General features: G+C 72.1%; 24 protein-coding genes and 1 tRNA gene. 13 read left to right on the forward strand and 12 right to left on the reverse strand.

The features are described from left to right. Nucleotides 1-41: 41 nt before the first annotated feature. Nucleotides 42-272: a 50S ribosomal protein L31 gene (gene rpmE / locus ACCP09_RS33510; protein ID WP_017987296.1), complete on the reverse strand. Its 231-nt coding sequence runs from the start codon at nucleotides 270-272 to the stop codon at nucleotides 42-44. A 220-nt stretch (nucleotides 273-492) separates the two neighbouring features. On the opposite strand from rpmE, the gene ACCP09_RS33515 reads away from it, so the two are divergent. Continuing rightward, entirely contained in the window at nucleotides 493-996 is a 504-nt protein-coding gene (locus ACCP09_RS33515; RefSeq protein ID WP_433752746.1) for a CHAP domain-containing protein, read from the forward strand. 61 nt (nucleotides 997-1057) lie between these two features. Here ACCP09_RS33515 and rho read toward each other — a convergent pair whose 3' ends face one another. The 6 genes from rho to argS form a co-directional block, all read right to left on the reverse strand. Then, nucleotides 1058-2974 carry a transcription termination factor Rho gene (gene rho / locus ACCP09_RS33520; RefSeq protein WP_123683640.1) on the reverse strand — a complete coding sequence of 639 codons (1917 nt, stop codon included), beginning with the start codon at nucleotides 2972-2974 and terminating at the stop codon, nucleotides 1058-1060. Between the two features lie 390 nt (nucleotides 2975-3364). After that, nucleotides 3365-4246 carry a homoserine kinase gene (gene thrB, locus ACCP09_RS33525; RefSeq protein ID WP_378364076.1) on the reverse strand — a complete coding sequence of 294 codons (882 nt, stop codon included), beginning with the start codon at nucleotides 4244-4246 and terminating at the stop codon, nucleotides 3365-3367. After that, entirely contained in the window at nucleotides 4243-5307 is a 1065-nt protein-coding gene (thrC, locus tag ACCP09_RS33530) for a threonine synthase (protein WP_123683642.1), read from the reverse strand. Before thrC ends, thrB begins: the two co-directional genes overlap by 4 nt. Then, nucleotides 5304-6611 (reverse strand): homoserine dehydrogenase, encoded by a 1308-nt coding sequence (locus ACCP09_RS33535; RefSeq protein WP_123683643.1) that lies wholly within the window; start codon nucleotides 6609-6611, stop codon nucleotides 5304-5306. The genes thrC and ACCP09_RS33535 overlap by 4 nt, the downstream gene beginning before the upstream one ends. A 5-nt stretch (nucleotides 6612-6616) precedes the next feature. Beyond that, on the reverse strand, nucleotides 6617-8053 hold the full coding sequence (gene lysA, locus ACCP09_RS33540) for a diaminopimelate decarboxylase (RefSeq protein WP_020417774.1): 1437 nt from the start codon (nucleotides 8051-8053) through the stop codon (nucleotides 6617-6619). 6 nt (nucleotides 8054-8059) lie between these two features. Continuing rightward, the gene (gene argS, locus ACCP09_RS33545; protein WP_433752750.1) at nucleotides 8060-9715 is read right to left on the reverse strand and encodes an arginine--tRNA ligase; all 1656 of its coding nucleotides are present in this window, start codon (nucleotides 9713-9715) and stop codon (nucleotides 8060-8062) included. A 102-nt stretch (nucleotides 9716-9817) separates the two neighbouring features. Here argS and ACCP09_RS33550 point away from each other — a divergent pair, with 102 nt between their 5' ends. Together ACCP09_RS33550 and ACCP09_RS33555 are read left to right on the forward strand one after the other, a co-directional pair. After that, nucleotides 9818-10621: a DUF3105 domain-containing protein gene (locus ACCP09_RS33550; RefSeq protein WP_433752752.1), complete on the forward strand. Its 804-nt coding sequence runs from the start codon at nucleotides 9818-9820 to the stop codon at nucleotides 10619-10621. A 5-nt stretch (nucleotides 10622-10626) separates the two neighbouring features. Further along, nucleotides 10627-11334: a DUF305 domain-containing protein gene (locus ACCP09_RS33555; protein WP_378334375.1), complete on the forward strand. Its 708-nt coding sequence runs from the start codon at nucleotides 10627-10629 to the stop codon at nucleotides 11332-11334. Between the two features lie 41 nt (nucleotides 11335-11375). On the opposite strand, the gene ACCP09_RS33560 is transcribed toward ACCP09_RS33555, so the two are convergent. After that, nucleotides 11376-12293, reverse strand: coding sequence for a cation diffusion facilitator family transporter (locus ACCP09_RS33560; protein WP_027932050.1), 918 nt, complete (start codon nucleotides 12291-12293; stop codon nucleotides 11376-11378). A gap of 189 nt (nucleotides 12294-12482) precedes the next feature. Here ACCP09_RS33560 and ACCP09_RS33565 point away from each other — a divergent pair. Both ACCP09_RS33565 and ACCP09_RS33570 read left to right on the forward strand, forming a co-directional pair. Next, a tRNA-Arg gene (locus tag ACCP09_RS33565) sits at nucleotides 12483-12555 on the forward strand. 974 nt (nucleotides 12556-13529) lie between these two features. Further along, nucleotides 13530-13931 (forward strand): VOC family protein, encoded by a 402-nt coding sequence (locus ACCP09_RS33570; protein ID WP_027932051.1) that lies wholly within the window; start codon nucleotides 13530-13532, stop codon nucleotides 13929-13931. Here ACCP09_RS33570 and ACCP09_RS33575 read toward each other — a convergent pair. Beyond that, nucleotides 13928-14833 carry an NADP-dependent oxidoreductase gene (locus ACCP09_RS33575; protein ID WP_400984720.1) on the reverse strand — a complete coding sequence of 302 codons (906 nt, stop codon included), beginning with the start codon at nucleotides 14831-14833 and terminating at the stop codon, nucleotides 13928-13930. The two genes, ACCP09_RS33570 and ACCP09_RS33575, sit on opposite strands and share 4 nt — an antisense overlap. A 322-nt stretch (nucleotides 14834-15155) precedes the next feature. Between ACCP09_RS33575 and ACCP09_RS33580 the strand changes: the two genes are divergently transcribed. The 5 genes from ACCP09_RS33580 (at nucleotide 15156) to ACCP09_RS33600 (ending at nucleotide 16692) form a co-directional block, all read left to right on the forward strand. Beyond that, nucleotides 15156-15698 (forward strand): hypothetical protein, encoded by a 543-nt coding sequence (locus ACCP09_RS33580; protein WP_027932053.1) that lies wholly within the window; start codon nucleotides 15156-15158, stop codon nucleotides 15696-15698. A 75-nt stretch (nucleotides 15699-15773) separates the two neighbouring features. Next, nucleotides 15774-15920: a hypothetical protein gene (locus ACCP09_RS33585; RefSeq protein WP_433752776.1), complete on the forward strand. Its 147-nt coding sequence runs from the start codon at nucleotides 15774-15776 to the stop codon at nucleotides 15918-15920. After that, nucleotides 15851-16057 (forward strand): hypothetical protein, encoded by a 207-nt coding sequence (locus ACCP09_RS33590; RefSeq protein ID WP_433752756.1) that lies wholly within the window; start codon nucleotides 15851-15853, stop codon nucleotides 16055-16057. The genes ACCP09_RS33585 and ACCP09_RS33590 overlap by 70 nt, the downstream gene beginning before the upstream one ends. A gap of 13 nt (nucleotides 16058-16070) precedes the next feature. Next, entirely contained in the window at nucleotides 16071-16427 is a 357-nt protein-coding gene (locus tag ACCP09_RS33595; protein ID WP_433752778.1) for a hypothetical protein, read from the forward strand. 1 nt (nucleotide 16428) lies between these two features. After that, a complete protein-coding gene (locus tag ACCP09_RS33600) occupies nucleotides 16429-16692 on the forward strand; it encodes a hypothetical protein (protein ID WP_433752757.1) in 264 nt (87 codons plus the stop codon). On the opposite strand, the gene ACCP09_RS33605 is transcribed toward ACCP09_RS33600, so the two are convergent. Then, nucleotides 16655-18109, reverse strand: coding sequence for a PLP-dependent aminotransferase family protein (locus tag ACCP09_RS33605; protein WP_433752759.1), 1455 nt, complete (start codon nucleotides 18107-18109; stop codon nucleotides 16655-16657). The two genes, ACCP09_RS33600 and ACCP09_RS33605, sit on opposite strands and share 38 nt — an antisense overlap. Before the next feature lie 28 nt (nucleotides 18110-18137). Here ACCP09_RS33605 and ACCP09_RS33610 point away from each other — a divergent pair, with 28 nt between their 5' ends. Both ACCP09_RS33610 and ACCP09_RS33615 read left to right on the forward strand, forming a co-directional pair. Further along, a complete protein-coding gene (locus ACCP09_RS33610; protein ID WP_378334369.1) occupies nucleotides 18138-18737 on the forward strand; it encodes a LysE family translocator in 600 nt (199 codons plus the stop codon). Next, a complete protein-coding gene (locus tag ACCP09_RS33615; protein ID WP_433752762.1) occupies nucleotides 18734-19411 on the forward strand; it encodes a B3/B4 domain-containing protein in 678 nt (225 codons plus the stop codon). The genes ACCP09_RS33610 and ACCP09_RS33615 overlap by 4 nt, the downstream gene beginning before the upstream one ends. Here the strand turns inward: ACCP09_RS33615 and ACCP09_RS33620 are convergent. Both ACCP09_RS33620 and ACCP09_RS33625 read right to left on the reverse strand, forming a co-directional pair. Then, nucleotides 19371-20180 carry an SDR family NAD(P)-dependent oxidoreductase gene (locus ACCP09_RS33620; RefSeq protein ID WP_433752764.1) on the reverse strand — a complete coding sequence of 270 codons (810 nt, stop codon included), beginning with the start codon at nucleotides 20178-20180 and terminating at the stop codon, nucleotides 19371-19373. The two genes, ACCP09_RS33615 and ACCP09_RS33620, sit on opposite strands and share 41 nt — an antisense overlap. After that, nucleotides 20177-21559 carry a DHA2 family efflux MFS transporter permease subunit gene (locus tag ACCP09_RS33625; RefSeq protein ID WP_123683654.1) on the reverse strand — a complete coding sequence of 461 codons (1383 nt, stop codon included), beginning with the start codon at nucleotides 21557-21559 and terminating at the stop codon, nucleotides 20177-20179. The genes ACCP09_RS33620 and ACCP09_RS33625 overlap by 4 nt, the downstream gene beginning before the upstream one ends. Nucleotides 21560-21625: 66 nt before the next feature. On the opposite strand from ACCP09_RS33625, the gene ACCP09_RS33630 reads away from it, so the two are divergent. Continuing rightward, nucleotides 21626-22240, forward strand: a complete 615-nt coding sequence (locus tag ACCP09_RS33630; RefSeq protein ID WP_027932062.1) for a TetR/AcrR family transcriptional regulator — start codon at nucleotides 21626-21628, stop codon at nucleotides 22238-22240. The last annotated feature ends 16 nt before the right edge of the window (nucleotides 22241-22256 follow it).

Genomic DNA, 22256 nt, shown 5'->3' on the forward strand with positions numbered 1-22256 from the left:
CGCCCACCCCCGATGGTCGGGAGTGGGCGCCGGCGGTGGAGCTACTTGGCGTCGGCCTTCTTGCCGGCCCGCTTGCCGTAGCGCGCCTCGAAGCGCGCGACCCGGCCACCGGTGTCCATGATCTTCTGCTTGCCGGTGTAGAAGGGGTGGCAGTTCGAGCAGATTTCGACCGTGATGGCGCCGGAGGTCTTGGTGCTGCGGGTCGTGAAGGTGTTGCCGCAACCACAGGTGACGGTGGTGGGCACGTATTCGGGGTGGATACCGCTCTTCATGGAGTCCTCTCTCGGTGGCCGCCGGGTCCCCGCGGCGTTCTTCGACACGTGGGGTGAACCGGAGCCGGACGTTAGCGGATTGATTCTGCCAGACGCGCTGACGTGCAGGTCAACGCCCCCCGGGCGGCGCATATTCCGGGTACGGGACGTGTACGGGTTTTGTACGGGCGCACGCGAGGCTCCTGGCCGAGACCCGGACCCGCCGGGTGAGGAGGAGCCGATGTCACTTTCGCGCACCGCCAAGTCCGCCGCCGTCGCCGCGCTCGCCGCCTCGGCACTCGCCCTCGTGCCGGCCACGAGCCAGGCCGCCACTCTCGCCACCGTCGCCCCGAGCAGCGACGTCTCGGTCCTCGCCGCCGGTGACGGCACGCCGGCAGGCGCCGTCGCGTGGTTCAAGGCCCGCATCGGCAGCACCGCCTACCAGGGCTACTGCGAGAAGGCCGTGGAGAACGCCTACGGCACCACCGGGGTGTGGGCCTCGGCCAACGCGCATTGGAACGGCGCGAGCCCCAAGCACGCCGGTGACCGGAACCCGCCGCTGGGCGCGTTCGTGTACTGGAACATCTCCTCGCCCTACGGCCACGTCGGCATCTCCGACGGCGCCGGCGGGTTCTACGCGACCAGCGTCGGCGGCAAGATCGGGCACGTCACCAAGGCCCAGGGCGGCTACAGCTACTACAGCAACTACCGCGGCTGGACCCCCGCCGCGGTCCCCCACCAGTAGGACGACGCGAAAACGGCCACCCTTCCTGGGGGAGGGTGGCCGTTTCGCGTGCTACGAACGACTAGTCGTCGTCCGAGGCGAGCGCCGTCTTGCTGACCTGCATCAGGAACTCGATGTTGGTCTTCGTCTTGCGCAGGCGGGACAGCAGCAGGTCGATGGCCTGCTGCGAGTCCAGCGCGTGCAGGACCCGGTGCAGCTTGTGCGTGACCGCCAGCTCGTCCGGCGAGAGCAGCAGCTCCTCCTTGCGGGTGCCGGACGGGTTGACGTCCACCGCCGGGAAGACGCGCCGCTCGGCGATCTTGCGGTCGAGCTTGAGCTCGGCGTTGCCGGTGCCCTTGAACTCTTCGAAGATCACCGTGTCACCGGTCGACCCGGTCTCGACCATCGCCGTGGCGAAGATCGTCAGCGAGCCGCCGTTCTCGATGTTGCGCGCCGCGCCGAGGAAACGCTTCGGCGGGAACAGCGCGGTCGAGTCGACACCACCGGAGAGGATCCGGCCGGACGCCGGGGCCGCCAGGTTGTAGGCGCGGCCGAGGCGGGTGATCGAGTCGAGCAGGACCACCACGTCCATGCCCATCTCCACGAGGCGCTTGGCCCGCTCGATGGACAGCTCGGCGACCGAGGTGTGGTCTGACGGCGGGCGGTCGAAGGTCGAGGCGATGACCTCGCCCTTCACCGACCGCTGCATGTCGGTGACCTCTTCCGGACGCTCGTCGACGAGGACGACCATCAGGTGGCACTCGGGGTTGTTCGTGGTGATCGCGTTCGCGATGTCCTGCATGATCGTGGTCTTGCCCGCCTTCGGCGGCGACACGATCAGGGCGCGCTGCCCCTTGCCGACCGGCATGACCAGGTCGATCACGCGGGTGGTCAGCTTGTGCGGCTCGGTCTCCAGGCGCAACCGCTCGTTCGGGTAGAGCGGGGTCAGCTTGGTGAACTCGGGGCGGCGCTTGGCCTCGTCCGGGTCCAGGCCGTTGACGCTGTCGACGCGCACCAGCGGGTTGAACTTCTGGCGCTGCTGCTCGCCCTCGCGCGGCTGCTTGACGACACCGGTGATCGCGTCACCGCGGCGCAGGCCGTGCTTGCGGACCAGCGACAGCGACACGTACACGTCGTTCGGCCCCGGCAGGTAACCCGAGGTGCGCACGAACGCGTAGTTGTCCAGGACGTCGAGGATGCCGGCGACCGGCAGCAGGACGTCGTCCTCGCGGATCTCGGTGTCCGTGCCACCCTCACCGCGGTTGCCACCGCGACGGCGGCGGTCCCGGAACCGGCGGCCGCGACGGCCGCCCTCGTCGTCGTCCGCGTTGTTCTGGCCGCCACCGGAGTTCTGGCCGCCGCCCGGGTTCTGCTTGGACTGGCCGGCGCCGGAGTCGCGGTTGTTCTGCTTGCGCTGGTCGCCACCGCCCTGCTGGGCCTGGTCGCCACCGCGCTGCTCGCGCTGGTCGTTGCCGCCGCGGTCGTTGCCACCGCGGTTGTCCGGGCTGCCCGCGGCGCGGTTCGCGCCACGGCGACGGCGGGCGCCGCCCTCGCGACGGGGGGCGTCCTCGCCCTGCTGGGGCGCCTCGGCGCCGTTCACGGGCTTCTCGGCCGGAGCCGGCTTCTCGGCCTTCTCCACCACCGGGGCGGGCTTGTCGGCCGGGGCCGCGGCCTGCCGGGGCGCCTTCTCGGCGGACTTGGCAGGCGCCGGAGCCTCCACCTTCGCGGCGATGCCGTCGAGGGGCAGGGTCTCGTCGGCGGCGCGCTTGCGCGGGGCCTTGCCCTGGCGCTCGCGGATCGCGGCGATCAGGTCGCCCTTGCGCATCCCCTTGGTGTCGCCGATGCCCAGCTGGGTGGCGAGTTCCCGCAGGTCGGCGATCACCATGCCGGACAGGCCGCCGCTGCGGCGCTTCGGCGCGGCCGTGCCGTTGCTCTCCCCTGGCTCAGCGTTCGTCGCGGCGGCCGCCACGTCGCCGCTCAAAAGATCGGTGTTGCTCACACATGTCCTTCCTGACCGATCCACGCCTCCAGGTGGATCAGCGGACTACCGCCCGCGTCCGATCGCGAGGCGGTCTGCTCCTGCCCGGTGTGGCTTCCCCGGCCGGGACACAGAGGTCACAGCGGCGGAGCCGCCACACGGGGTTCTCGCGTGCTCCAGGTGGAACGCGCCGAATTCGTGTCACCGTGGCTACCGGAAACCCGCCTAGGTCAATCCCTGCACCAGCTATGCGGAATTATCGACTCAACGAGAGAATGCGATCCGGGACGAACCCCCGGGACCGACACCGGGTGCGATTGCGCGCGGTGATCGAACGCCCCCGAGGGTAGACCGACCTGGCACGAGGTGCAACAACCACCCCCCGGCGTGCCGCGAATCTCCGCACGGAAGCTACCGGCCCGTGACCTGAACCCCGGTCTGGTCGACCGGCAGCTCGATGACTTCGAATCCTGCAACGTCCACCGACGCCGGAATTATTCCGTCGACCGTCAGGGCGAGCACGGTCGGCCCGGCGCCGGACACCGTCGCCGCGACCCCGGCGGCACGCAGGTCGTGCACCAGGCGCCCGGTCGCCGGGTAGGCGGGGGCGCGGTAGTCCTGGTGCAGGCGGTCCTCGGTGGCGGGCAGCAGCAGCGACGGATCGCTGGTCAGGGCGTGCACGGCGAGCGCCGCGCGGCCCGCCGAGAACGCGGCGTCGGCGTGCGGCACCTTCTCCGGCAGCAGGCCACGCGTCGCCTCCGTGGACGACTTGACCGACGGCACCGCCACGACCGGGCGGATCGACGGGTGCGGCGTCAGCCGTTCCGCGTGAAAACGGCCCTTTTCACACCATGCCAGGACGAACCCGCCCAGCAGGCTGGCGGCGGCGTTGTCCGCGTGCCCCTCGAACTCGGCGGCCAGCTGGACCGCGTCGCCGTCCAGCGGCCGCTCCGCGAGGGCGTACCCGGCGGCGATCCCGGAGACCACCGCCGCGGCCGAGGAACCGAGCCCGCGCGCGTGCGGGATCTTGTTGAAGCACCGCAGGTGCAGCCCCGGCGGCGTGACGCCGAGGTGCTCGCACGCGCGCCGCAGCGCCCGCACCACGAGGTGCGTCTCGTCGGTGGGCACGTCCTCCACCCCGCCGGCCCCGGCGTCGAACACCTCGACCTTGAGACCGGCGTCGGTGACCTGCACCTCGACGACGTCGTGCAGCGCGAGCGCCAGCCCGAGCGCGTCGAAGCCCGGGCCGAGGTTCGCGCTCGACGCCGGGACGGTCACCTTCAGGGCGGTCACGTCAGCTCCAGCGCCGCGGCGACGGCCCGCGGGTCCACCGCCAGCGGCTCCACCTCGACGTTGCCCTCCAGCGCGGTGCCCGGGTCCTTGAGGCCGTGGCCGGTGACGGTGCACACGACCGTCGAGCCCTTCGGCAGACGGCCGTCGGCGGCGGTGGCGAGCAGGCCCGCGACGCTGGTCGCCGACGCCGGCTCCACGAACACGCCCTCCTTGCTGGCCAACAGGCGGTACGCGGCGAGGATCTTCTCGTCGGTCACCGCCTCGAACAGGCCGCCGGAGGCGTTCTTCGCCTTGACCGCGCCCTCCCAGGAGGCCGGGCTGCCGACGCGGATCGCGGTCGCGATCGTCTCCGGCTCGGCGACCGGCTCACCCTTGACCAGCGGAGCCGCGCCCGCCGCCTGGAACCCGAACATGCGCGGGGTGTTCTTCACCACACCATCCGCGGCGTACTCGGAGTACCCGGCCCAGTAGGCGGTGATGTTGCCCGCGTTGCCCACCGGCAGGCAGTGGATGTCCGGCGCCTGGCCGAGTACGTCGCAGATCTCCCACGCGGCGGTCTTCTGGCCGATCAGGCGCACCGGGTTGACCGAGTTGACCAGCGTGACCGGGTGGTCGATCGCGGTCTTGCGGGCGAGTTCGAGGCAGTCGTCGAAGTTGCCGTCGATCTGCAGGATGCGCGCGCCGTGCAGGATGGCCTGCGCGAGCTTGCCCATCGCGATCTTGCCCTGCGGGATGAGGACCGCGCAGGTCAGTCCCGCGCGCGCGGCGTAGGCCGCGGCCGAGGCCGAGGTGTTGCCGGTCGAGGCGCAGATGACCGCCTGCAGGCCGCTGGCCTTCGCGTGGGTGATCGCCACCGTCATGCCGCGGTCCTTGAAGGACCCGGTCGGGTTGGCGCCCTCGACCTTCAGGTAGACGGTCGAGCCGGTCAGCTCGGACAGGTGCGGCGCGGGCATCAGCGGCGTGTTGCCCTCGCCGAGGGTGATGACCTCCGCCCCGGCCGGAACCGGTACCCGGTCGGCGTACGCCTCGATGATCCCGGGCCAGCCGGCCTTCGCAGTCATGAATCCTCGCCTTCCACCCGCATCACGCTCACGACCTCGTTGACGACGTCCATTTTCCCGATGGCCTCGACGGTCGCCTCGAGCGCCGCGTCCGGTGCGAGGTGCGTCACGATGACGAGGCTGGCGGTGTCGTGCCGGTCACGCTGCCGGACGGCGGCGATGCTCACCTCGTGGGCCGCGAACACCTGCGCGACCTGCGCGAGCACACCCGGCTTGTCGGCCACGTCGAGGCTGACGTGGTAGCGCGTCGGGGTCTGGCCCATCGGCCGCACCGGCAGCTGGGCGTGCGCCGACTCGCGCGGGCCGCGGCCGCCGAGCACCCGGTTGCGGGCCACCGCGACCAGGTCGCCGAGCACCGCGCTGGCCGTCGGCGCGCCGCCGGCGCCCTGGCCGTAGAACATCAGGCTGCCCGCCGCGTCCGCCTCGACGAACACGGCGTTGAAGGCGCCGCCGACGTTCGCCAGCGGGTGGGTGCGCGGGAGCATCACCGGGTGCACGCGCGCGGACACCGACTCCGCGCCGTCCTCGCCCTCGACGCGCTCGCAGATCGAGAGCAGCTTCACCGTGCGGCCCAGCGCCTTCGCCGCCGCGATGTCCGAAGCGGACACGTTCGAGATGCCCTCGCGGTGCACGTCGGACGCGGTGACGCGGGTGTGGAACGCCAGCGAGGCGAGGATGGCCGCCTTGGACGCGGCGTCGTAGCCGTCCACGTCCGCGGTCGGGTCCGCCTCCGCGTAGCCGAGGCGGCTGGCCTCGTCGAGGGTCTCGGCGTAGCCGGCGCCCGTGGAGTCCATCGCGGACAGGATGAAGTTGGTGGTGCCGTTGACGATGCCCATCACCTTGGTGATGCGGTCACCGGCCAGCGACTCGCGCAGCGGGCGCAGCAGCGGGATCGCGCCGGCCACCGCCGCCTCGAAGTAGAGGTCGGCGCCGCTGGAGTCGGCCGCCTCGAACAGCTCCGCGGAATACTCGGCCAGCAGCGCCTTGTTCGCCGTGACGACCGACTTCCCCTTGCGCAGCGCGGTGAGCAGCCACTCGCGCACCGGGTCGACGCCGCCGATCAGCTCGACCACGACGTCCACATCGGACTCCACGAGCGCGGCGGCGTCGTTGGTCAGCAGGTGCTGCGGCAGCTCGGGGTGCTTGTCCGGGCGGCGCACCGCGATGCCGGCCAGCTCGACCGGAGCGCCGGCGCGAGCGGCGAGCTCGTCGGCCTGCTCGGTGAGCAGCCGCGCGACCTCGGCGCCGACCGTGCCGCAGCCCAGCAGCGCGACGCGCACCGTCTTGCCGTCTACAGTGGACATTGCAGTCACGACACCTCCAGCTGCAGCATGTCGTCGATCGTCTCGCGGCGCAGGAGCAGCCGCGCGCTGCCGTTGCGGACCGCGACGACCGCGGGGCGCGGCTGCCGGTTGTAGTTGCTGGCCATGGAGTAGCAGTACGCGCCGGTCGCCGCGACGGCGAGCAGGTCGCCGGGGGCGAGGGTGTCCGGCAGCCAGCAGTCCCGCACGACGATGTCGCCGGACTCGCAGTGCTTGCCCACCACGCGGCTCAGCGCCGCGCCGACCTGCTCGCTCGTCCCGTCGTCGCTCGCGCGCGACACCAGGCGGACGTCGTACACCGCGTCGTAGAGCGGCGTGCGGATGTTGTCGCTCATCCCGCCGTCCACGCTGACGTAGCGCCGGGACTCGTTGTCCCCCAGCGACACGTCCTTGATGGTGCCCACCTCGTACAGCGTGACCGTGCCGGGGCCGGCGATGGCGCGGCCCGGCTCACCCGCGATGCGCGGCACCGGGAGCCCGGCGAACTCGCACTCCTTGCGGACGATCTCGCGGATCTGGGTGATCATCTGCGCGGGCGGGGGCGGGTTGTCCTTGTCGGTGTAGGCGATGCCGAACCCGCCGCCGAGGTCCACCAGCGACAGCTGCTCCAGCAGCTGCTCGCCGTGCTCCTTGACCAGTTCGGCCATCAGCCCGATGACGCGGCGCGCGGCGACCTCGAAGCCGTCGGCGTCGAAGATCTGCGACCCGATGTGGCTGTGCAGGCCGACCAGGCGCAGCGACGGCGCGTTCAGCACCCGGCGCACCGCCTCCGCGGCGTCGCCCGCGGCCAGCGAGAAGCCGAACTTCTGGTCCTCGTGGGCGGTCGCGATGAACTCGTGCGTGTGCGCCTCGACGCCGACTGTGACGCGGATCAGCACCTTCTGCTCGACGTCGAGCCGCGCCGCGACGTCGGCCAGCCGCGCGATCTCGTAGTAGGAGTCCAGCACGACCGTGCCGACCCCGGCGCCGACCGCGGTCTCCAGCTCGGCGACCGACTTGTTGTTGCCGTGGAAGGTGATCCGCTCCGGCGGGAAGCCGGCGCGCAGCGCGACCGCGAGCTCGCCGCCGCTCGCGACGTCCAGGCTCAGGCCCTGCGCGGCGACCCAGCGGGCCACCTCGGTGCACAGGAACGCCTTGGCCGCGTAGTGCACCAGCGACGGGTCGTCGAACGCCTCGGCGTACTCGGCGCAGCGCGACTTGAAGTCGGCCTCGTCGACGACGAACAACGGCGTGCCGTAGGTCTCGGCCAGCTGCCGCACGTCGACGCCCGCGATCCGCACCACGCCGTCCGGGGCGCGGTAGGAGTTGCGGGGCCAGACCTTCGGGTAGAGCCGGTCGAGCTCTTCGGAACTGGACGGGGGGAAACCGGAGGTGTCGGCATGCGGGTAGACCTCCGCGTGCCGCGGGCCGGCGGGGTGAGCCATCTGGGTTTACATCCGTTCCGGAGCTGAGACACCGAGCAGGGCGAGGCCGTTCGCGAACACCTGCCGCGCGGCCTCGCACAGGGCGAGGCGGGCGTAGGTGAGCGGCGTGGCTTCCTCGTCGCCCTTGGGCAGGACCTGCGCGACGGCGTAGAACTTGTGGAACGCGCCGGCGAGGCTTTCCAGGTAACGCGCCACGCGGTGCGGTTCACGCAGCTCGGCGGCGCGCTGCACGACCGTCGGGAACTCCCCGATCGTGCGGATGAGGTCACCCTCGCGGTCGAGGGTGAGCAGCCCGAAGTCGGCGTCGTTGTCGAACTTCAGTCCGAGGTCGGCGGCGTTGCGCTGGAGCGAGGCGAGCCGGGCGTGCGCGTACTGCACGTAGTAGACCGGGTTCTCGTCGCTGCTCTTGCGCAGCAGGTCGAGGTCGATGTCGATGCTGGAGTCGACGGAGTAGCGGGTCAGTTCGTAGCGGGCGGCGTCCACGCCGACGGCCTCGACGAGGTCCTCCATCGTGATCACCGTGCCCGCGCGCTTGCTCATCCGGACCGGCTTGCCCTCGCTGACCAGGTTCACCAGCTGGCCGATCAGCACCTCGACCACCGACGGGTCGTGGCCCATCGCGGCCGCGGCGGCCTTCAGCCGGGCGATGTAGCCGTGGTGGTCCGCGCCGAGCATGTAGATGCACAGGTCGAAGCCGCGGCCGATCTTGTCCTGCAGGTAGGCGATGTCACCGGCGATGTAGGCGGGCGCGCCGTCGCTCTTGATGACCACGCGGTCCTTGTCGTCGCCGAACTCCGTGGAGCGCAGCCACCAGGCGCCGTCGGCGTGGTAGAGGCTGCCGTTCTCCTTGAGGCTCTCGACGGCCTTCTCCACCGCGCCGGACTGGTGCAGCGAGTCCTCGTGGAAGTAGACGTCGAAGTCCGTGCCGAACTCGTGCAGGCTCTTCTTGATCTCGCCGAACATCAGGTCGACGCCGATGCGGCGGAACGTTTCGTTGCGCTCGTCCTCCGGCAGCGACAGCGCGCTGGGCTCCTGGCGCAGGACCTCGGCGGCGATGTCGCTGATGTAGGCGCCCGCGTAGCCGTCCTCCGGCGCGGGGTCGCCCTTCGCGGCGGCGATCAGCGACCGGACGAACCGGTCGATCTGCGCGCCGGCGTCGTTGAAGTAGTACTCGCGCGTGACGTCGGCGCCCTGCGCCTGCAGGACCCGGCCGAGCGCGTCGCCCACCGCGGCCCAGCGGGTGCCGCCGAGGTGGATCGGGCCGGTCGGGTTCGCCGACACGAACTCGAGGTTGATCTTGCGGCCGCCCAGTGCGGTGCCGCGGCCGTAGGCGTCGCCGAGGGTGAGCACCTGGCGGATCTGCTCGCCCTGGGCGTCCGCGGCCAGCCGGAGGTTCACGAACCCGGGGCCCGCGATCTCGGCGGAGTCGATGCCGTCGGTGGCGGCGAGCGCGTCGGCCAGCTCCTGGGCGAAGTCGCGCGGGGCCAGGCCGGCCTTCTTCGCCACCTGCAGCGCGATGTTGGTGGCGTAGTCTCCGTGTTCCGGGTTGCGCGGGCGCTCGACGGTCACCGTGGCGGGCAGCACGGCGGGGTCGGCGCCACGGGCGGTGAGCACCTGCGCGGCGGACGTACGGACCAGGTCAGCTAGGGCCTCGGGAGTCACCAGCCGAGTGTAAGGGCCGCGACCTCGGCCGTTGACAGGGACCGAACACGGGGTCCCTAAACTCTACCCGGGTATATCCACTTGACGGGAGACGCGGGAGCCATGGCCAGCGGCACTAAGAAGAAGGGCGCACCGAAGAAGGGCAGCGTGAAGGCGGCCCGCGGCTCGGTGGTGTCCAAGAAGGGTGTGCCCTGGGGCACGATCATCTCGGTGGTCGCGGTGGTCGCGCTCGCCGCCGTGGTGGTCACCTACTACCTGGTCCAGTCGGCGCCCAAGCGCGCACTGGCCAGCTGGGCGCCCACCGCGGACAACCCGGACCCGTCGCTGAACATCCCCGGCATCGTCACCGGCCAGTACCAGGCCAGCGTGCACATCCTGCCGACCGAGCGGGTGGCCTACGACCACAACCCGCCCTACGGCGGCCCGCACGACGGCTACTGGGCGGCGTGCAACGGCGTCGTCTACCCCGTCGCGGTGCGCACGGAGAACATGGTGCACTCGCTCGAGCACGGGGCCGTGTGGATCGCCTACAACCCCGACCAGGTCGGCGGTGACGCGCTGAACACGCTCAAGTCCAAGGTCGAGGGCAAGCCGTACACGATGATGTCGCCCTACCCCGGCCTGGATTCCGCGGTCTCCCTGCAGTCCTGGGGTCACCAGCTGAAGGTCGGCTCGGCCACCGACGAGCGGATCGACCAGTTCATCACCGCGCTGCGGACCAACCAGAACACCTACCCGGAGGTCGGTGCCTCGTGCGACGCCCTCGGCGCGGGCGCCTTCGACCCGGACAACCCGCCGCCGTTCGACCCGACGCCGCCGGGCCCGGACGCGAAGCCGATGGACTACCAGGGTTCCGCGGGCACGCAGCAGGACACCGGGATGCCCAGCTCGGCCCCGACGTCCTGATCCTGATGGCGGACGAAGAAGACGCTCCGGTGGCGGACCGGCCGGGCCCCCGTCCGGTCGTCATCGGCGCGACGGTGGTCGTGGTGCTGCTGGTCGGCGCGGTGCTCGGGATGTTCCTGACGTCGGTGGCGCGGGGTCCGGAGACCTCGGCCACGCCCGCGGAGGGTTCGGTCGAGGTCGGGTTCGCGCAGGACATGTCGGTGCACCACCTGCAGGCCGTGACCATGGCCAGCTGGGAGCGCGACCACACGAGCGATCCGCAGCTGAAGCAGCTGGCGTTCGACATCGAGTCCACGCAGCGCGAGCAGGTCGGCCGGATGAAGGGCTGGCTCATGCTGTGGGGCCAGCCCGAGCAGGCCACGGGCGAGTACATGACGTGGATGACGGCCGGCGCCGGGCACGACCACATGGCGATGGCGCCGACGTCGTCCGCCGCGGCGGCCGCGGGCGCGCCGATGCCCGGCATGGCGACCAACGAGGAGCTGGCGAAGCTGCGCTCCCTGTCCGGCGCCGAGCTGGACGTGTATTTCCTGCAGCTGATGCTGCGGCACCACCAAGGCGGCACCGAGATGGCGCAGTACGCGCACGACCACACGTCCGTGTCCGCGGTCAAGGCGCTGACACAGAGCATCCTGACGTCGCAGGGCGCGGAGATGACGGTGATGCGGAACATGCTCACCGCGCGGGGCGCGCAGCCGCTGCCGTTCCCCTGACACTCCCGGGCGCGAGGCGCGCGTGGGCGCTCAGTCCGTGATCACCAGCTGAGTTCCTGGCAACGCGCCGCCGATTCGCGTGGCTCGCACTGCAGCGTGGCGTGCTCGATCGAGTACTGGTCCTTGAGGAGCGTCTGCGCGGCGGCGAGGACCTCGGCGGGCTGCGCGGTGCGTTCCAGGGTGAGGTGCGCGGAGGCGACCTCCATGCCCGAGGTGAGCGTCCACACGTGCAGGTCGTGCACGTCGCACACCCCGGCGAGCTCGGCGAGTTCCGCGCTGATGCGTTCGACGTCCACCTCGGCGGGGGCGTGCTGGAACAGGATGCGCAGCGCACGCCGGGCGAGGGTGAAGGTGCGCGGCAGCACGAACAGTCCGATCGCGACACCGATGAGGGCGTCCGCGTAGCGCCAGCCGGTGGTCAGAGTGATCACGCCGCTGACGAGGACGCCGACCGACCCGATCAGGTCGGCGAGGACCTCCAGGTACGCGCCGCGCAGGTTGAGGCTCTCCTTGGAGCCGTCGCGGAGCAGCGCGAAGGCGACGACGTTCGCGGCGAGCCCGGCGACCGCCACGAGCAGCACGGGCAGGCCGGGCACCTCGGGCGGGTTCGCGAGCCGCTCGACCGCCTCGAAGATCACGTAGCCGGCGACCCCGAAGAGCAGGACGGCGTTGGCCAGCGCGGCGAGCACCTCGGCGCGGTAGAGCCCGAAGGTGCGCCGGTAGGTCGGCCCGGACCGGCGCGCCAGGACGATCGCCGTGAGGGCCATCGCCAGCCCGAGGACGTCGGTGAGCATGTGCCCGGCGTCGGAGATCAACGCGAGCGACCCGGTGACCACCCCGACGACGACTTCGAGCAACAGGAAGGCGACGCCGATCCCGAGCGCCGCGGCGAGCCGTGGCAGGTAGCGGGCGGACGCGCTACCGGGCGGTTGGTGCCCGTGTCCGTGGCCGTGTCCCATGCGCTGGTGTCCTCCTCTGTCCCGCACCGGGAATATATAGTGATATGCGCATGTATTCAAGGGCAGGTAAGGCTTGCCTTCTTCGCGCAGCCTAACCGAGCGGCGGCCGTGCCGCCCCCTCCGAAGGGGTAGCCGCTCACAAGGTGGAAACACGGGTGCGCTAGGCTGTGTCACGTCGCCCAGCGATGGGCCCTCGTAGCTCAGGGGATAGAGCACTGCCCTCCGGAGGCAGGTGTCGCAGGTTCGAATCCTGCCGAGGGCACCCAGGTTCCAACACACAAAGCCGGCCCCTACCAGCGAGAACGCGGTAGGGGCCGAGTCATGTTCACCGGCCGACCACGGCGGACCCCGATCAAGATCGGGGATCTGTGCGCAATGTTGTGTGCGCGCAGCACGGAGCCGACTGCTCCGCCCACTGCGCCACGGTGGCCGCGGAAAATCCCCGCCCGCAGCCAGGCACTCATCGCGGCCTGGCGGAAGTCGCAGGGCCGCCGGGCGAGCGGTCCGCGCTCGCCGGCGAACAGACGCCCGTCGGTAGCCGAAGCGTTCAATGTGCCAGAGGATGCGGGTCAGCTCAGGAGCGCTCGGCACCACGCGGCATTGCCGGACGGCGCCATGGCCGTGAACGCCGGGCGGGGCAAGAGCGTCAATACGGATGCGCTCGTCGCCGAGCACTCGGCATCGTGCCGTGAAGTCCCACCTGGCGATCGACCCGATCACCGGGTCGCCGGTCCGTCCGCAGCGCGCGAACCCGCGCCGTAGGCGGCCATGAACATGTCGACCAGGTTGTTTACGGCCTCCTCGTCGATCCGCTTCGTGGACAGCAACCAGCGGTAGTAGAGGGTGCCGCAGAGAAATGCAGGACCACGCGAAGGAGCCGAACGCCGCGGCTCGTCGCGGCTCCCGGGCGGACAAGGCGGCGCAGGCCGCTCAGGAAATGCTCGCGAAGATCGCCGGGATGGCGCCGTCGGGCAGGGCGATGGCCGAGCGCGTCCACGCCGTGGTCCGGGCCGCCGCGCCGGCCCTCGAACCGAAGCTGTGGCGCTGGATGCACGCCTACGCCCTGGACGGCAAAGTCTCGACGGTCCGATGTGGTCGACCGGTTCGCCCTGACCGGTGTCACTTCCGAGGTGGAGGAGCTGGTCGAGCGAGTGGTGAGCCGCACGGCCGGAACCGGACCAGTCGGCGGGCAGCCCGGACCGCGTTGCGCTGCCGCGGCTTACAGGCTGCGGCAGGATGATCGTCATGACCCTGCCGACGTTCCGCCAGGTCGTCCTCGACTGCACCGACGCCCGGCAGCTCGCGGAGTTCTACCGCGAGCTGCTCGGGCTGGTGTACCGGCCGGGCGACGAGGACGGCGACGCCGACTGGCTCGTGCTGCGCACTCCGGACGGCCGGCCCCAGCTGGCCTTCCAGCAGGTCGGCACCCTGCCGGCGGCGACGTGGCCGGATGGCCCGGTGCCACAGCAGCTGCACCTCGATCTCACCGTGCCCACCAAGACCGACCTGCAGGCCCAGCACGAGCGGGCGCTGCGCCTCGGCGCCCGGCTGCTCCGCGACCGCAGCGACGACCCCGACGAACCGTTGTACGTCTACGCCGATCCGGCCGGGCACCCGTTCTGCATCTTCGTCGGCTAGACGGTCAGCACGATCTTCCCGCGCGTGCGGCCTTGCTGGCTCAAGCGCCACGCCTCGGCGGCCTCTGCGAGCGGGAACGTCCGGTCGACGTGCACCGTCAGCTTGCCCTCGTCCGCCAGGCGCGCCAGCTCGGCCAGCTCGGCGCCGTCCGGGCGGACCCACACGTAGCCGTGCGCGCCGACCGCCGGGTTCGCGATCGACGCGATCCGGTCCGGGCTCACGAACTCGCGGGACACCTCCACCGCGTCGCCGCCCACGAAATCCACCGCGGCGTCGATCGGGCCGAGCTCGCGGAGCCGGTCCGCCAGGCCCTCGCCGTAGGTGACCGGCTCCGCGCCCAGCTCACGCAGGTAGTCGTGGTTGCGCTCGCTCGCCGTGCCGATCACCCGCGCGCCCAGCGCGACCGCGATCTGCGTGCCGAACGAGCCGACGCCACCGGCCGCGGCGTGGATCAGCACCGTCTCACCAGCCCGAAGCCCGACCCGCTTCAGCGAGCGGTACGCCGTCTGCCCGGCCAGCGGCACACCCGCGGCCTGCGCGAAATCCAGCGAGCGCGGCTTCTTCGCGAGCATCCGCACGTTCGCGGTCACCAGCTCGGCGTACGCGCCCTGCTGCACCCAGTCCTTGCGGACGTACCCGAACACCTCGTCGCCGACGGCGAACTCCCCGGAGTCGAAGCCCACCTGCTCGACCACGCCCGCCACGTCCCAGCCGGGCACAAGCGGGAACCGGACCTCCATCAGGGCGTCCAGCCCGCCGGCGGCGAGCTTCCAGTCGACCGGGTTCACCCCGGCGGCCTTGACCCTGACCAGGACCTCCGCCGGACCGACCTTGGGATCCGGGACATCGGCCAGCCGGAGGTCGTCCGCCGAGCCGTACTCCCGCAGCGCGATTGCCTTCATGCCCGGCGCAACGGTGCGCCCGCGACGGGATATTCCACCGCCGGCGAGTTTCGCCGGTTCGTGCCTGGGCACACCCGTACATGGCCACTGCACGGCCGGACCGCAACGCTGGGACCGTCGCCGCGCTGGTGTGCGGCATCAGCACGGAAATCGCCGTCACGGCCGCCGCGGTCCGGCTGCACGCCAAGGCGGCGTGCGAGCGGGCGGCCGACGAGCGAGCCAGGGCAGCACGGCGACGCGAAGAGGCGAAACGGCTCACGAACGAGTCACGTGCCCTGCGAAGGCGGCAGCGACAGGCTCGCTGACGTGGAATGATGGGGAGATGACCGAGGCAGCGGACGACCGGAACCGCGCGGCGAACGAACGCGACGACCTGGCGGACGCACGCGACCGGGCAGCCGACCGCCGGGACAGGGCAGCCATCGACCGGGACACCCTCGCGGAGATCGAGGCGGCGCAGAACCGGCGGGAGCGGCACGCCATCTTCACGTCGCTGGCGAACGCCGAGGCCCGGGAGCGGGCCGCGCTGCAACGTGAAGCCGAAGCAACCCGGCGGGAAAAGGAACTGGCGACGGACGACCCGGACGCGGTGGCCGCGTTCATGGCGGAGGCCGAGTCGGACCGGCTCGCGGCGGCAGGCGACCGCGCCGCCGCGGCGGAGGACCGGTTCGACGTCCGGACGTTCCTCAACAAGGCGGCGAGCGACCAGGGCTCGGCGAGAACATCCCGGCACCAGGCGGCGCGGGACCGGGGAGCGTCACACGAGGACCGCTCGGCGTCCCAGGGCGACCGCGACGCGTCGCTGTCCGACCGCGAGCAGAGCGAGATCGAGTTGAACACCGGCCCCTACCCGCCGCACCGCTGATCACCGCACGGATACCGCCGTCGGGTGAGCAAGGATGAGCCCGTCGCGCTGATCGCCGTGGCGAAGGCTGCCGGGGTGTCCAAGACGACCGGGTCGGACGCGTTGCCTGATTCCGGCCGGGTGTCAGAGCGGACGAAGCAGCACGTGGTGCCGTGGCGCGGCGGCTCGGCTGCACCCCGAACCCGGCCGCGCGCTCGCTGCGGCGCGCCGGCACCGGCGTGATCGGGCTGCACCTGCCGGAGATCCTCACCCGCTCCGAGTACTACATGTCGTTCGTGTTCGACGTGGTCGACCAGGCGGCGACGAATCGGCGGGCGTCGTGCTGTCCGTCGACCTCACTGCCGCCGCTTCACCGGTGACGAGGGCAGGCGGCTGGTCCGGGTCGGGTTCGACATGCGCGAGGGCCTGGTGCTGCACGAGCTGAGCTTCACCGACGGCGGACGGCTGCGGCCGGTCGTGCACCGCGCGTCGGTGGCCGAGATGATCGTGCCCTACGCCGACCCCGGGCCCATCAGGTTCTGGCAGAACTACTCCGACACCGGCGAGTACCAGCTCGGCAAGCTGTCCAACTCGCTGGAGCTCTGCTGCGACTGCCTCGGCGAGATCACCTACCTGGACGCGATCGTCGCCGACGACGAGGGCAAGCCGGTGACGCTGGCCGACGCGATCTGCATCCACTTCGACGTGCCCGCTCCGGGCGGGGCGCACTGCCACTCGCACGGGGGCTGAGGTGCACGAGTTCGCCCGGGACGCGGCCCCGTCGGTCGCCGACGAGATCGACCTGGTGCGGCGCAGCCCGTTCGCGCTGCTGGTGACACCGTCCGATGGCGCGCCGGTCGCCACGCACCTGCCGGTGGTGTTCCCGGCGCGGCTGGGGCGACGTGGTGCTGCTGGGGCACTGCCTTCCGATGTGCGGGCCAGGGTGCGCGACGACATCGGCGGCGAGCTGGCGGACCTCATGCTGCGCTACGACGGGCCACCAGCTCCGCGATGATCCGCACGCCCTCCTCGATCTCGCCCGGCGACCTCGCGGCGTAGCCGAGCACCAGGCCGGGCGCGCCGGGGCGCTGGCGGTGCCAGGACAGCGGCTGCACCTTGACCCCGCGGGACAGCGCCGCGGTCGCCAGGTCCACATCGGACAGCTCACGGTCGAACGTGATCATCAGGTGCAGGCCGGCCGCCGCGCCGTGCACGCGCACACCGGGCAGGTGGCGGCGGACCGCATCGATCATCGCGTCCCGGCGGCGCCGGTGGCGGCGGCGCACGAAGCGCAGGTGCCGCTCCAGCTCGCCGGATGTCATGAGGTGCCCCAGCACCAGCTGCGGCAGCACCGCGTTGCCCAGGTCGGCGTACCGCTTCGCGTCCACGACGTCCCGCTGGTACCGCGGGGGCACCAGCAGCCAGCCGATCCGGAGCGCCGGGGCGAGCAGCTTCGAAATGCTGCCCGCGTAGCAGACCCGCTCCGGCAGCATCGAGCGCAGCGCGGGCACCGGCGGGCGGTCGTACCGGTGCTCGGCGTCGTAGTCGTCCTCGACGATCAGGCCGCCCCACCGCATGAGCTCGCGCCGCCGCTCGCCGCCGAGCACCACGCCCGCCGGGAACTGGTGCGCGGGCGTCAGCAGCACCGCGGGCGACCGCAGTTCGGACACCAGGACGCCCTCGTCGTCGACCGGCACCGGCGGAGTGGCCAGGCCGCTGTTGTGGAGGTGCTGCCGCGCGCCGAGCGAGCCGGGGTCCTCCACCGCGACCTCGCCGATGCCGTGCGCGCGGAACACCGTCGCGAGCAGGCCGAGCGCCTGCGCGACCCCGGCGACCACGACGACGTCGGCGGGATCGGCGCGGATGCCCCGGTTGCGGGCCAGCCAGTTCGCCACCGCCAGCCGGAACGCCGGCGCGCCCCGCGGGTCGCCGTACCCGAAGTCCGCCGCCGAGAGCCCGCCGAGCACCGCCCGTTCCGCCCGCAGCCACGCCACCCGCGGGAACGCGGCCAGGTCCGGCACGCCCGGGGTGAGGTCGATGCGGGCCGGCGCCGCGCGCAACCGGTCGAAGACGTCCGGCCGAGGCTCGAACACGACGTCCGCGCTCGGCGCGGGAGCCGGTGCGGGCGACGCGGTGACGGGCACCGCCACCACGACGGTCCCGCCACGGCCGCGCCCTGCGACGTGCCCGTCCTCGACGAGCCGCTGGTACGCCTCGGTGACCACCCCGCGCGACACGCCCAGCTCGGCCGCCAGCGTCCGCGTCGGCGGCAGCCTGCTGCCCACCGGCAGCCGCCCGTCCGCGATCGCGTCGCGCAGGCGCGCCGCGAGCCACGCCGACCGCCCGCCCGGCGGGGCCTCGCCGATGTCGAGCTGGAGGAAGTCCGATCCCGTTACGGACCTCTCGACGGGCGCGGGTTTGGACCTGTCCACCGGACCAGTATCCCGCCAGGCTGGTCCCATGTCCGTCGAATTCCTGCTCACCGCGCTGGTCGTCGTGGCCACGCCGGGCACCGGTGCGCTGCTGACCATGAGTGCGGGCCTGGCGCACGGCACGCGCGCGAGCGTCATCGCCGCGGTGGGCTGCACGCTGGGCACCGTTCCGCACGCGATCGCCGCCATCACCGGCCTCGCCGCGCTGCTGCACGCCAGCGCCGTGGCGTTCCAGGTGATCAAGTACGCCGGGGTGGCCTACCTGCTCTACCTGGCGTGGTCGGCGTTGCGCGAGCCGGACCGGCCGCCGGAGGCGCCCGCGCCCCGCTCGGCCGCCCGGGTGATCGTGTCCGCGGTGCTGGTCAACGTGCTCAACCCGAAGCTCACGATCTTCTTCTTCGCGTTCCTGCCGCAGTTCGTGCACCCCGGCGATCCGCGCTCCCTGCTCACGATGGCCGAGCTGAGCGCGGTGTTCATGGCCCTGACGCTGGTCGTGTTCGTCGCCTACGGGGCGGGCGCCGCGGCGATGCGCGACCGCGTGCTGTCCCGGCCGCGGGTGCGGGCGTGGATGCGCCGGATCTTCGCGGGCACGTTCGCCGCCCTCGCCGTCCGGCTGGCCGCCGAATGATCCGCTTCCGCCACTCCGACGCGATCTGGGCGGACTTCCCGCAGCTGGTCCCGGGTGTGCTGTACGCGGAGCACGCGCGGCCGTCGGCCGATCCGTCCCGCTACTGGCGGATCGCGGCGGAACGGCTCGCGGCCGGCCCGGAGTCCGCGCTCCCCGAGATCCAGGCGTGGCGGCAGGCGTTCACGCGGATGGGCCTGAAACCGACGCAGTACCGGTGCGCGGCGGAATCGTTGCTGCGCCGCTTCCGCAAGGACGGTTCGCTGCCGTCGATCCACCCGATGATCGACCTGGGCAACGCGGTTTCGCTCGCCTTCGCGATCCCCGTCGCCGTGTTCGACGCGGACGCCGTCGACGGTCTGCTGGAAGTCCGGTACGCCACGGGGAACGAGGAGTACGCCGCGTTCTCCGGCGCCACCGAGCACCCGGCCCCGGGCGAGATCGTCTTCGCCGACGAGCACGGCCGGGCGCACGCCCGCCGGTGGACGCACCGGCAGAGTGCGCTATCGGCCGTCACCCCGGCGACGCGGTCGGTACTGATCGTCGCGGAAGCCCTGCATGCCACGGCTGCCACGGACGTGCCCCGGCTGCTCGACGCACTGGGCGCCGAGCTGCCGGGCTCGGAGGCGACGGTGCTCAGCCGGGACGCGCCGGAGTTTCGCGCGAAACTCCGCTGAGCCGCAGCGTTTCGGCGTGCAACCACCTCGCCGTCTGGACGTCGAACGCGGGCCCGTCCACGGGGATGCGCCTGCCTTCGACGAACGCGCTCAAGGGCTCGGCGGGCGGCGAGCCGAGCGCGCGCACGATCGGGGCCACCGCTTCGCCGACCGGTTTGCCGAACCGCTTCATCCGGTCCACCTGTCGCGCGCTCGCGGCGTCGTACTCACCCGCGAAGCTGGTCGCCGTGACACCCGGGTGCACCAGCACGTAGCGGATCCGCGGGTGCCGCTCGGCGAACGAGACACCGTGGAGGTCGTTGAGCTTGCCGCCCTGGGCCATCGCGTCGATCGGATGGTAGTGCCGGGTGAACTGGAGGTCGTGCCGGTTCACGACGTCCAGCGGGGCGCCCGGCCCGGCGACGTTGACGATCACCGGGCTGTCCGCTTCGGACAGTGCACCGGCCAGCCGCTCCGCCAGCACGAACCGGCTCAGGTAGAACAGGGCGAAGTTGTCCTCGAAGCCCTCCGTGGTCTCGTGCCTGCGGGAGCGGAAGAACCGGGCGCACAGCACGAGCGCGTCGATCCGCGGGTACTTGGCGGTGATCTCGTCGGCTGCCGCGTGCGCCGCCGCCACCAGGCTCAGGTCGGCGTGCACGAAGTCCGCGCCCGGCAGCGCCTTCGCCGGGTTCCGGCCCACGACGACCACCCGGTCGCCGCGCGCCAGCAGCTCGCGCGCCACGCCCGCACCGATCCCGGCGGTGCCGCCGGTGATGACGACGGTCCTCATCGCTCCGCCTTCCCGGGCAGCAGCGGGCTCGCCGCCAGCACCACGACGAGCGCGCCGACCGCGAACCAGTACACGCCGTGGAAACCGGCCATCGCGTCGCCCGCGGTTTCCAGGATCAGCGTCACGACGACCACGCCGATCGACGCGCCGAGCTGGTTGAGCATGTACAGCGCCGAGCTGCCCTGCGGCACCAGCTCCGCGGGCAGGGTCCGGTACAGCGAGCCCATCGTGGGCGCGCCGACGAAGCCGAGCCCCAGGCCCATGACGAACGCGGCCACCGCGGGCCACGCCTGGCCCGCGTCCGGGCCCATCCAGGTGAACGCGAGCCCGGCGAGCAGGGCCACGACCGCGCCGGCGCGCACCAGCACCCGCGCCCCGATCCGGTCGGACAGCCGCCCGGCCAGCGGCATCGACAGCGCCCCGCCGAGGCCGACCGGTGCGACGAGCAATCCGGCGGCGAGCACGCCGTGGCCGTGCACCTGCTGGTAGTAGAGCGGGAGGACGAACAAGTTCGCGAACGTGCCGAGCCCGACGAGCGCCATCACGGCGACGCTCGCGGTGAACCCGCCCCGAGCGAAGAGGCGCAGATCGATGAGCGGCGCCGCGGCGCGCCTGGCGTGCCCGCCGTACGCGAGCAACAGGACGACACCGGCGACGAGCGGGACCAGGACCGACGCGGTGGCGAACGCGGTGTGCTCCGCGGCCTGCGAAAGCGCCAGGACGAGGGCGGCGAACCCCGGGCCGAGCAGCGCGAGCCCGCGCACGTCGAGCGGTGCCGGAACCGCTGCCGGACCGTCGTCGCGCGGAACCGAGCGCAGCGCGAGCAGCACGGCGACCAGTCCGAGCGGCACGTTGAGCAGGAACATCCACCGCCACGGGAGCACGTCCAGCACCGCGCCTCCGGCGACCGGCCCGAGCACCGGCCCGAGCGAGAGCACCACGCCCATCAGGCCCATCACGCGCCCGGCGCGAGCGGGTCCCGCGGCGCGCGCGAGCAGCGTCAGGACCAGCGGGTCCAGGATGCCGGCGCCGAGACCCTGCACGACCCGTGCGGTGATGAGGCTGCCGACGTCCCACGCGCACCCGGCGGCCAGCGATCCGGCCAGGAACACGGCCAGCCCGGACAGCCACATCCGGCGTCCGCCGAAGCGGTCCACGGCCCAGGTCGTGAACGGGATGGCGACGGTGACCGCGAGCAGGAAACCGGTGGTGGCCCAGCCGATCGTGCTCAGCGAAGCGCGGAAGTCGGCGGCGAGGACGTCCGTGCCGGTGGCGACCATCGTGCTGTTGAGGATGCCCAGGATCCCGCCGAGCAGGACCGCGGTGATCATCCGGACGAGTGCCGGATCCAGGCGTTCGTCCGCATCGATTGAACTCATGGGTTCAAGTTAGCTTACTCGGCAGGACAAGTGAACCCACGGGTTCAATTCGAGTAGCATCCGGGTATGGCCACGCGTGGACGCATCGACAAACGGCAGGCGATCCTGGACGCGGCGTTCACGGTGTTCGCGCGGCAGGGCTACGCGCAGGCGTGCGTCGCCGAGGTCGCAGCCGAAGCCGGCGTGGCGAAGCCGACGGTCTACAACCACTTCACCGAGAAGGCGAACCTGTTCCGCGAGGCGATGACGGCGGAGGCAGCCAAGGCGATCGCGGAGAACCTGGCGGCGGTGGACCGGCTCCGCGACGCGGGCGAGGACCTGCGGGCCCTGCTGGAGCAGGTGGGCCGCCGGCTGATCGACTGCTACACCGACGACCGGTCGTGGGCCTTCCGGCGGCTCCTGCAGGCCGAGCTGGCGCGCTTTCCGGAACTGCTGGACACCGTCCAGACGCGCGCCGGAACCAACGTCGTGACCGACGCGCTGGCAGACCGCCTGGCCCGCCTCGCCCTGGACGGCCGGCTGAAGATCACGGACCCGGCGCAGGCCGCGGAGCAGTTCGGGGCGCTGCTCACCGCGCCACTGGAGTCGCGGACCCGGCTGGGCACGCGGGCGCTCCCGGCGGCCGAACGGGACGCCGTCGCCGCCGCGGCCGTCGACACCTTCCTGCGCGCCTACGGCTGACCGGCCGTGCCGGGAG

The sequence above is a fragment of the Amycolatopsis sp. 3B14 genome (genome assembly GCF_050958625.1).
Classification (GTDB): domain Bacteria; phylum Actinomycetota; class Actinomycetes; order Mycobacteriales; family Pseudonocardiaceae; genus Amycolatopsis_E; species Amycolatopsis_E thermoflava.

Bases quoted from the DNA above. Each gene is read 5' to 3' on its own strand.
- rpmE (WP_017987296.1), bottom strand. From the start codon at position 272: ATGAAGAGCGGTATCCACCCCGAATACGTGCCCACCACCGTCACCTGT.
- ACCP09_RS33515 (WP_433752746.1), top strand. From the start codon at position 493: ATGTCACTTTCGCGCACCGCCAAGTCCGCCGCCGTCGCCGCGCTCGCC.
- thrC (WP_123683642.1), bottom strand. From the start codon at position 5,307: ATGACTGCGAAGGCCGGCTGGCCCGGGATCATCGAGGCGTACGCCGAC.
- ACCP09_RS33535 (WP_123683643.1), bottom strand. From the start codon at position 6,611: ATGTCCACTGTAGACGGCAAGACGGTGCGCGTCGCGCTGCTGGGCTGC.
- lysA (WP_020417774.1), bottom strand. From the start codon at position 8,053: ATGGCTCACCCCGCCGGCCCGCGGCACGCGGAGGTCTACCCGCATGCC.
- ACCP09_RS33550 (WP_433752752.1), top strand. From the start codon at position 9,818: ATGGCCAGCGGCACTAAGAAGAAGGGCGCACCGAAGAAGGGCAGCGTG.
- ACCP09_RS33555 (WP_378334375.1), top strand. From the start codon at position 10,627: ATGGCGGACGAAGAAGACGCTCCGGTGGCGGACCGGCCGGGCCCCCGT.
- ACCP09_RS33560 (WP_027932050.1), bottom strand. From the start codon at position 12,293: ATGGGACACGGCCACGGACACGGGCACCAACCGCCCGGTAGCGCGTCC.
- ACCP09_RS33570 (WP_027932051.1), top strand. From the start codon at position 13,530: ATGATCGTCATGACCCTGCCGACGTTCCGCCAGGTCGTCCTCGACTGC.
- ACCP09_RS33575 (WP_400984720.1), bottom strand. From the start codon at position 14,833: ATGAAGGCAATCGCGCTGCGGGAGTACGGCTCGGCGGACGACCTCCGG.
- ACCP09_RS33580 (WP_027932053.1), top strand. From the start codon at position 15,156: ATGACCGAGGCAGCGGACGACCGGAACCGCGCGGCGAACGAACGCGAC.
- ACCP09_RS33610 (WP_378334369.1), top strand. From the start codon at position 18,138: ATGTCCGTCGAATTCCTGCTCACCGCGCTGGTCGTCGTGGCCACGCCG.
- ACCP09_RS33615 (WP_433752762.1), top strand. From the start codon at position 18,734: ATGATCCGCTTCCGCCACTCCGACGCGATCTGGGCGGACTTCCCGCAG.
- ACCP09_RS33620 (WP_433752764.1), bottom strand. From the start codon at position 20,180: ATGAGGACCGTCGTCATCACCGGCGGCACCGCCGGGATCGGTGCGGGC.
- ACCP09_RS33625 (WP_123683654.1), bottom strand. From the start codon at position 21,559: ATGAGTTCAATCGATGCGGACGAACGCCTGGATCCGGCACTCGTCCGG.
- ACCP09_RS33630 (WP_027932062.1), top strand. From the start codon at position 21,626: ATGGCCACGCGTGGACGCATCGACAAACGGCAGGCGATCCTGGACGCG.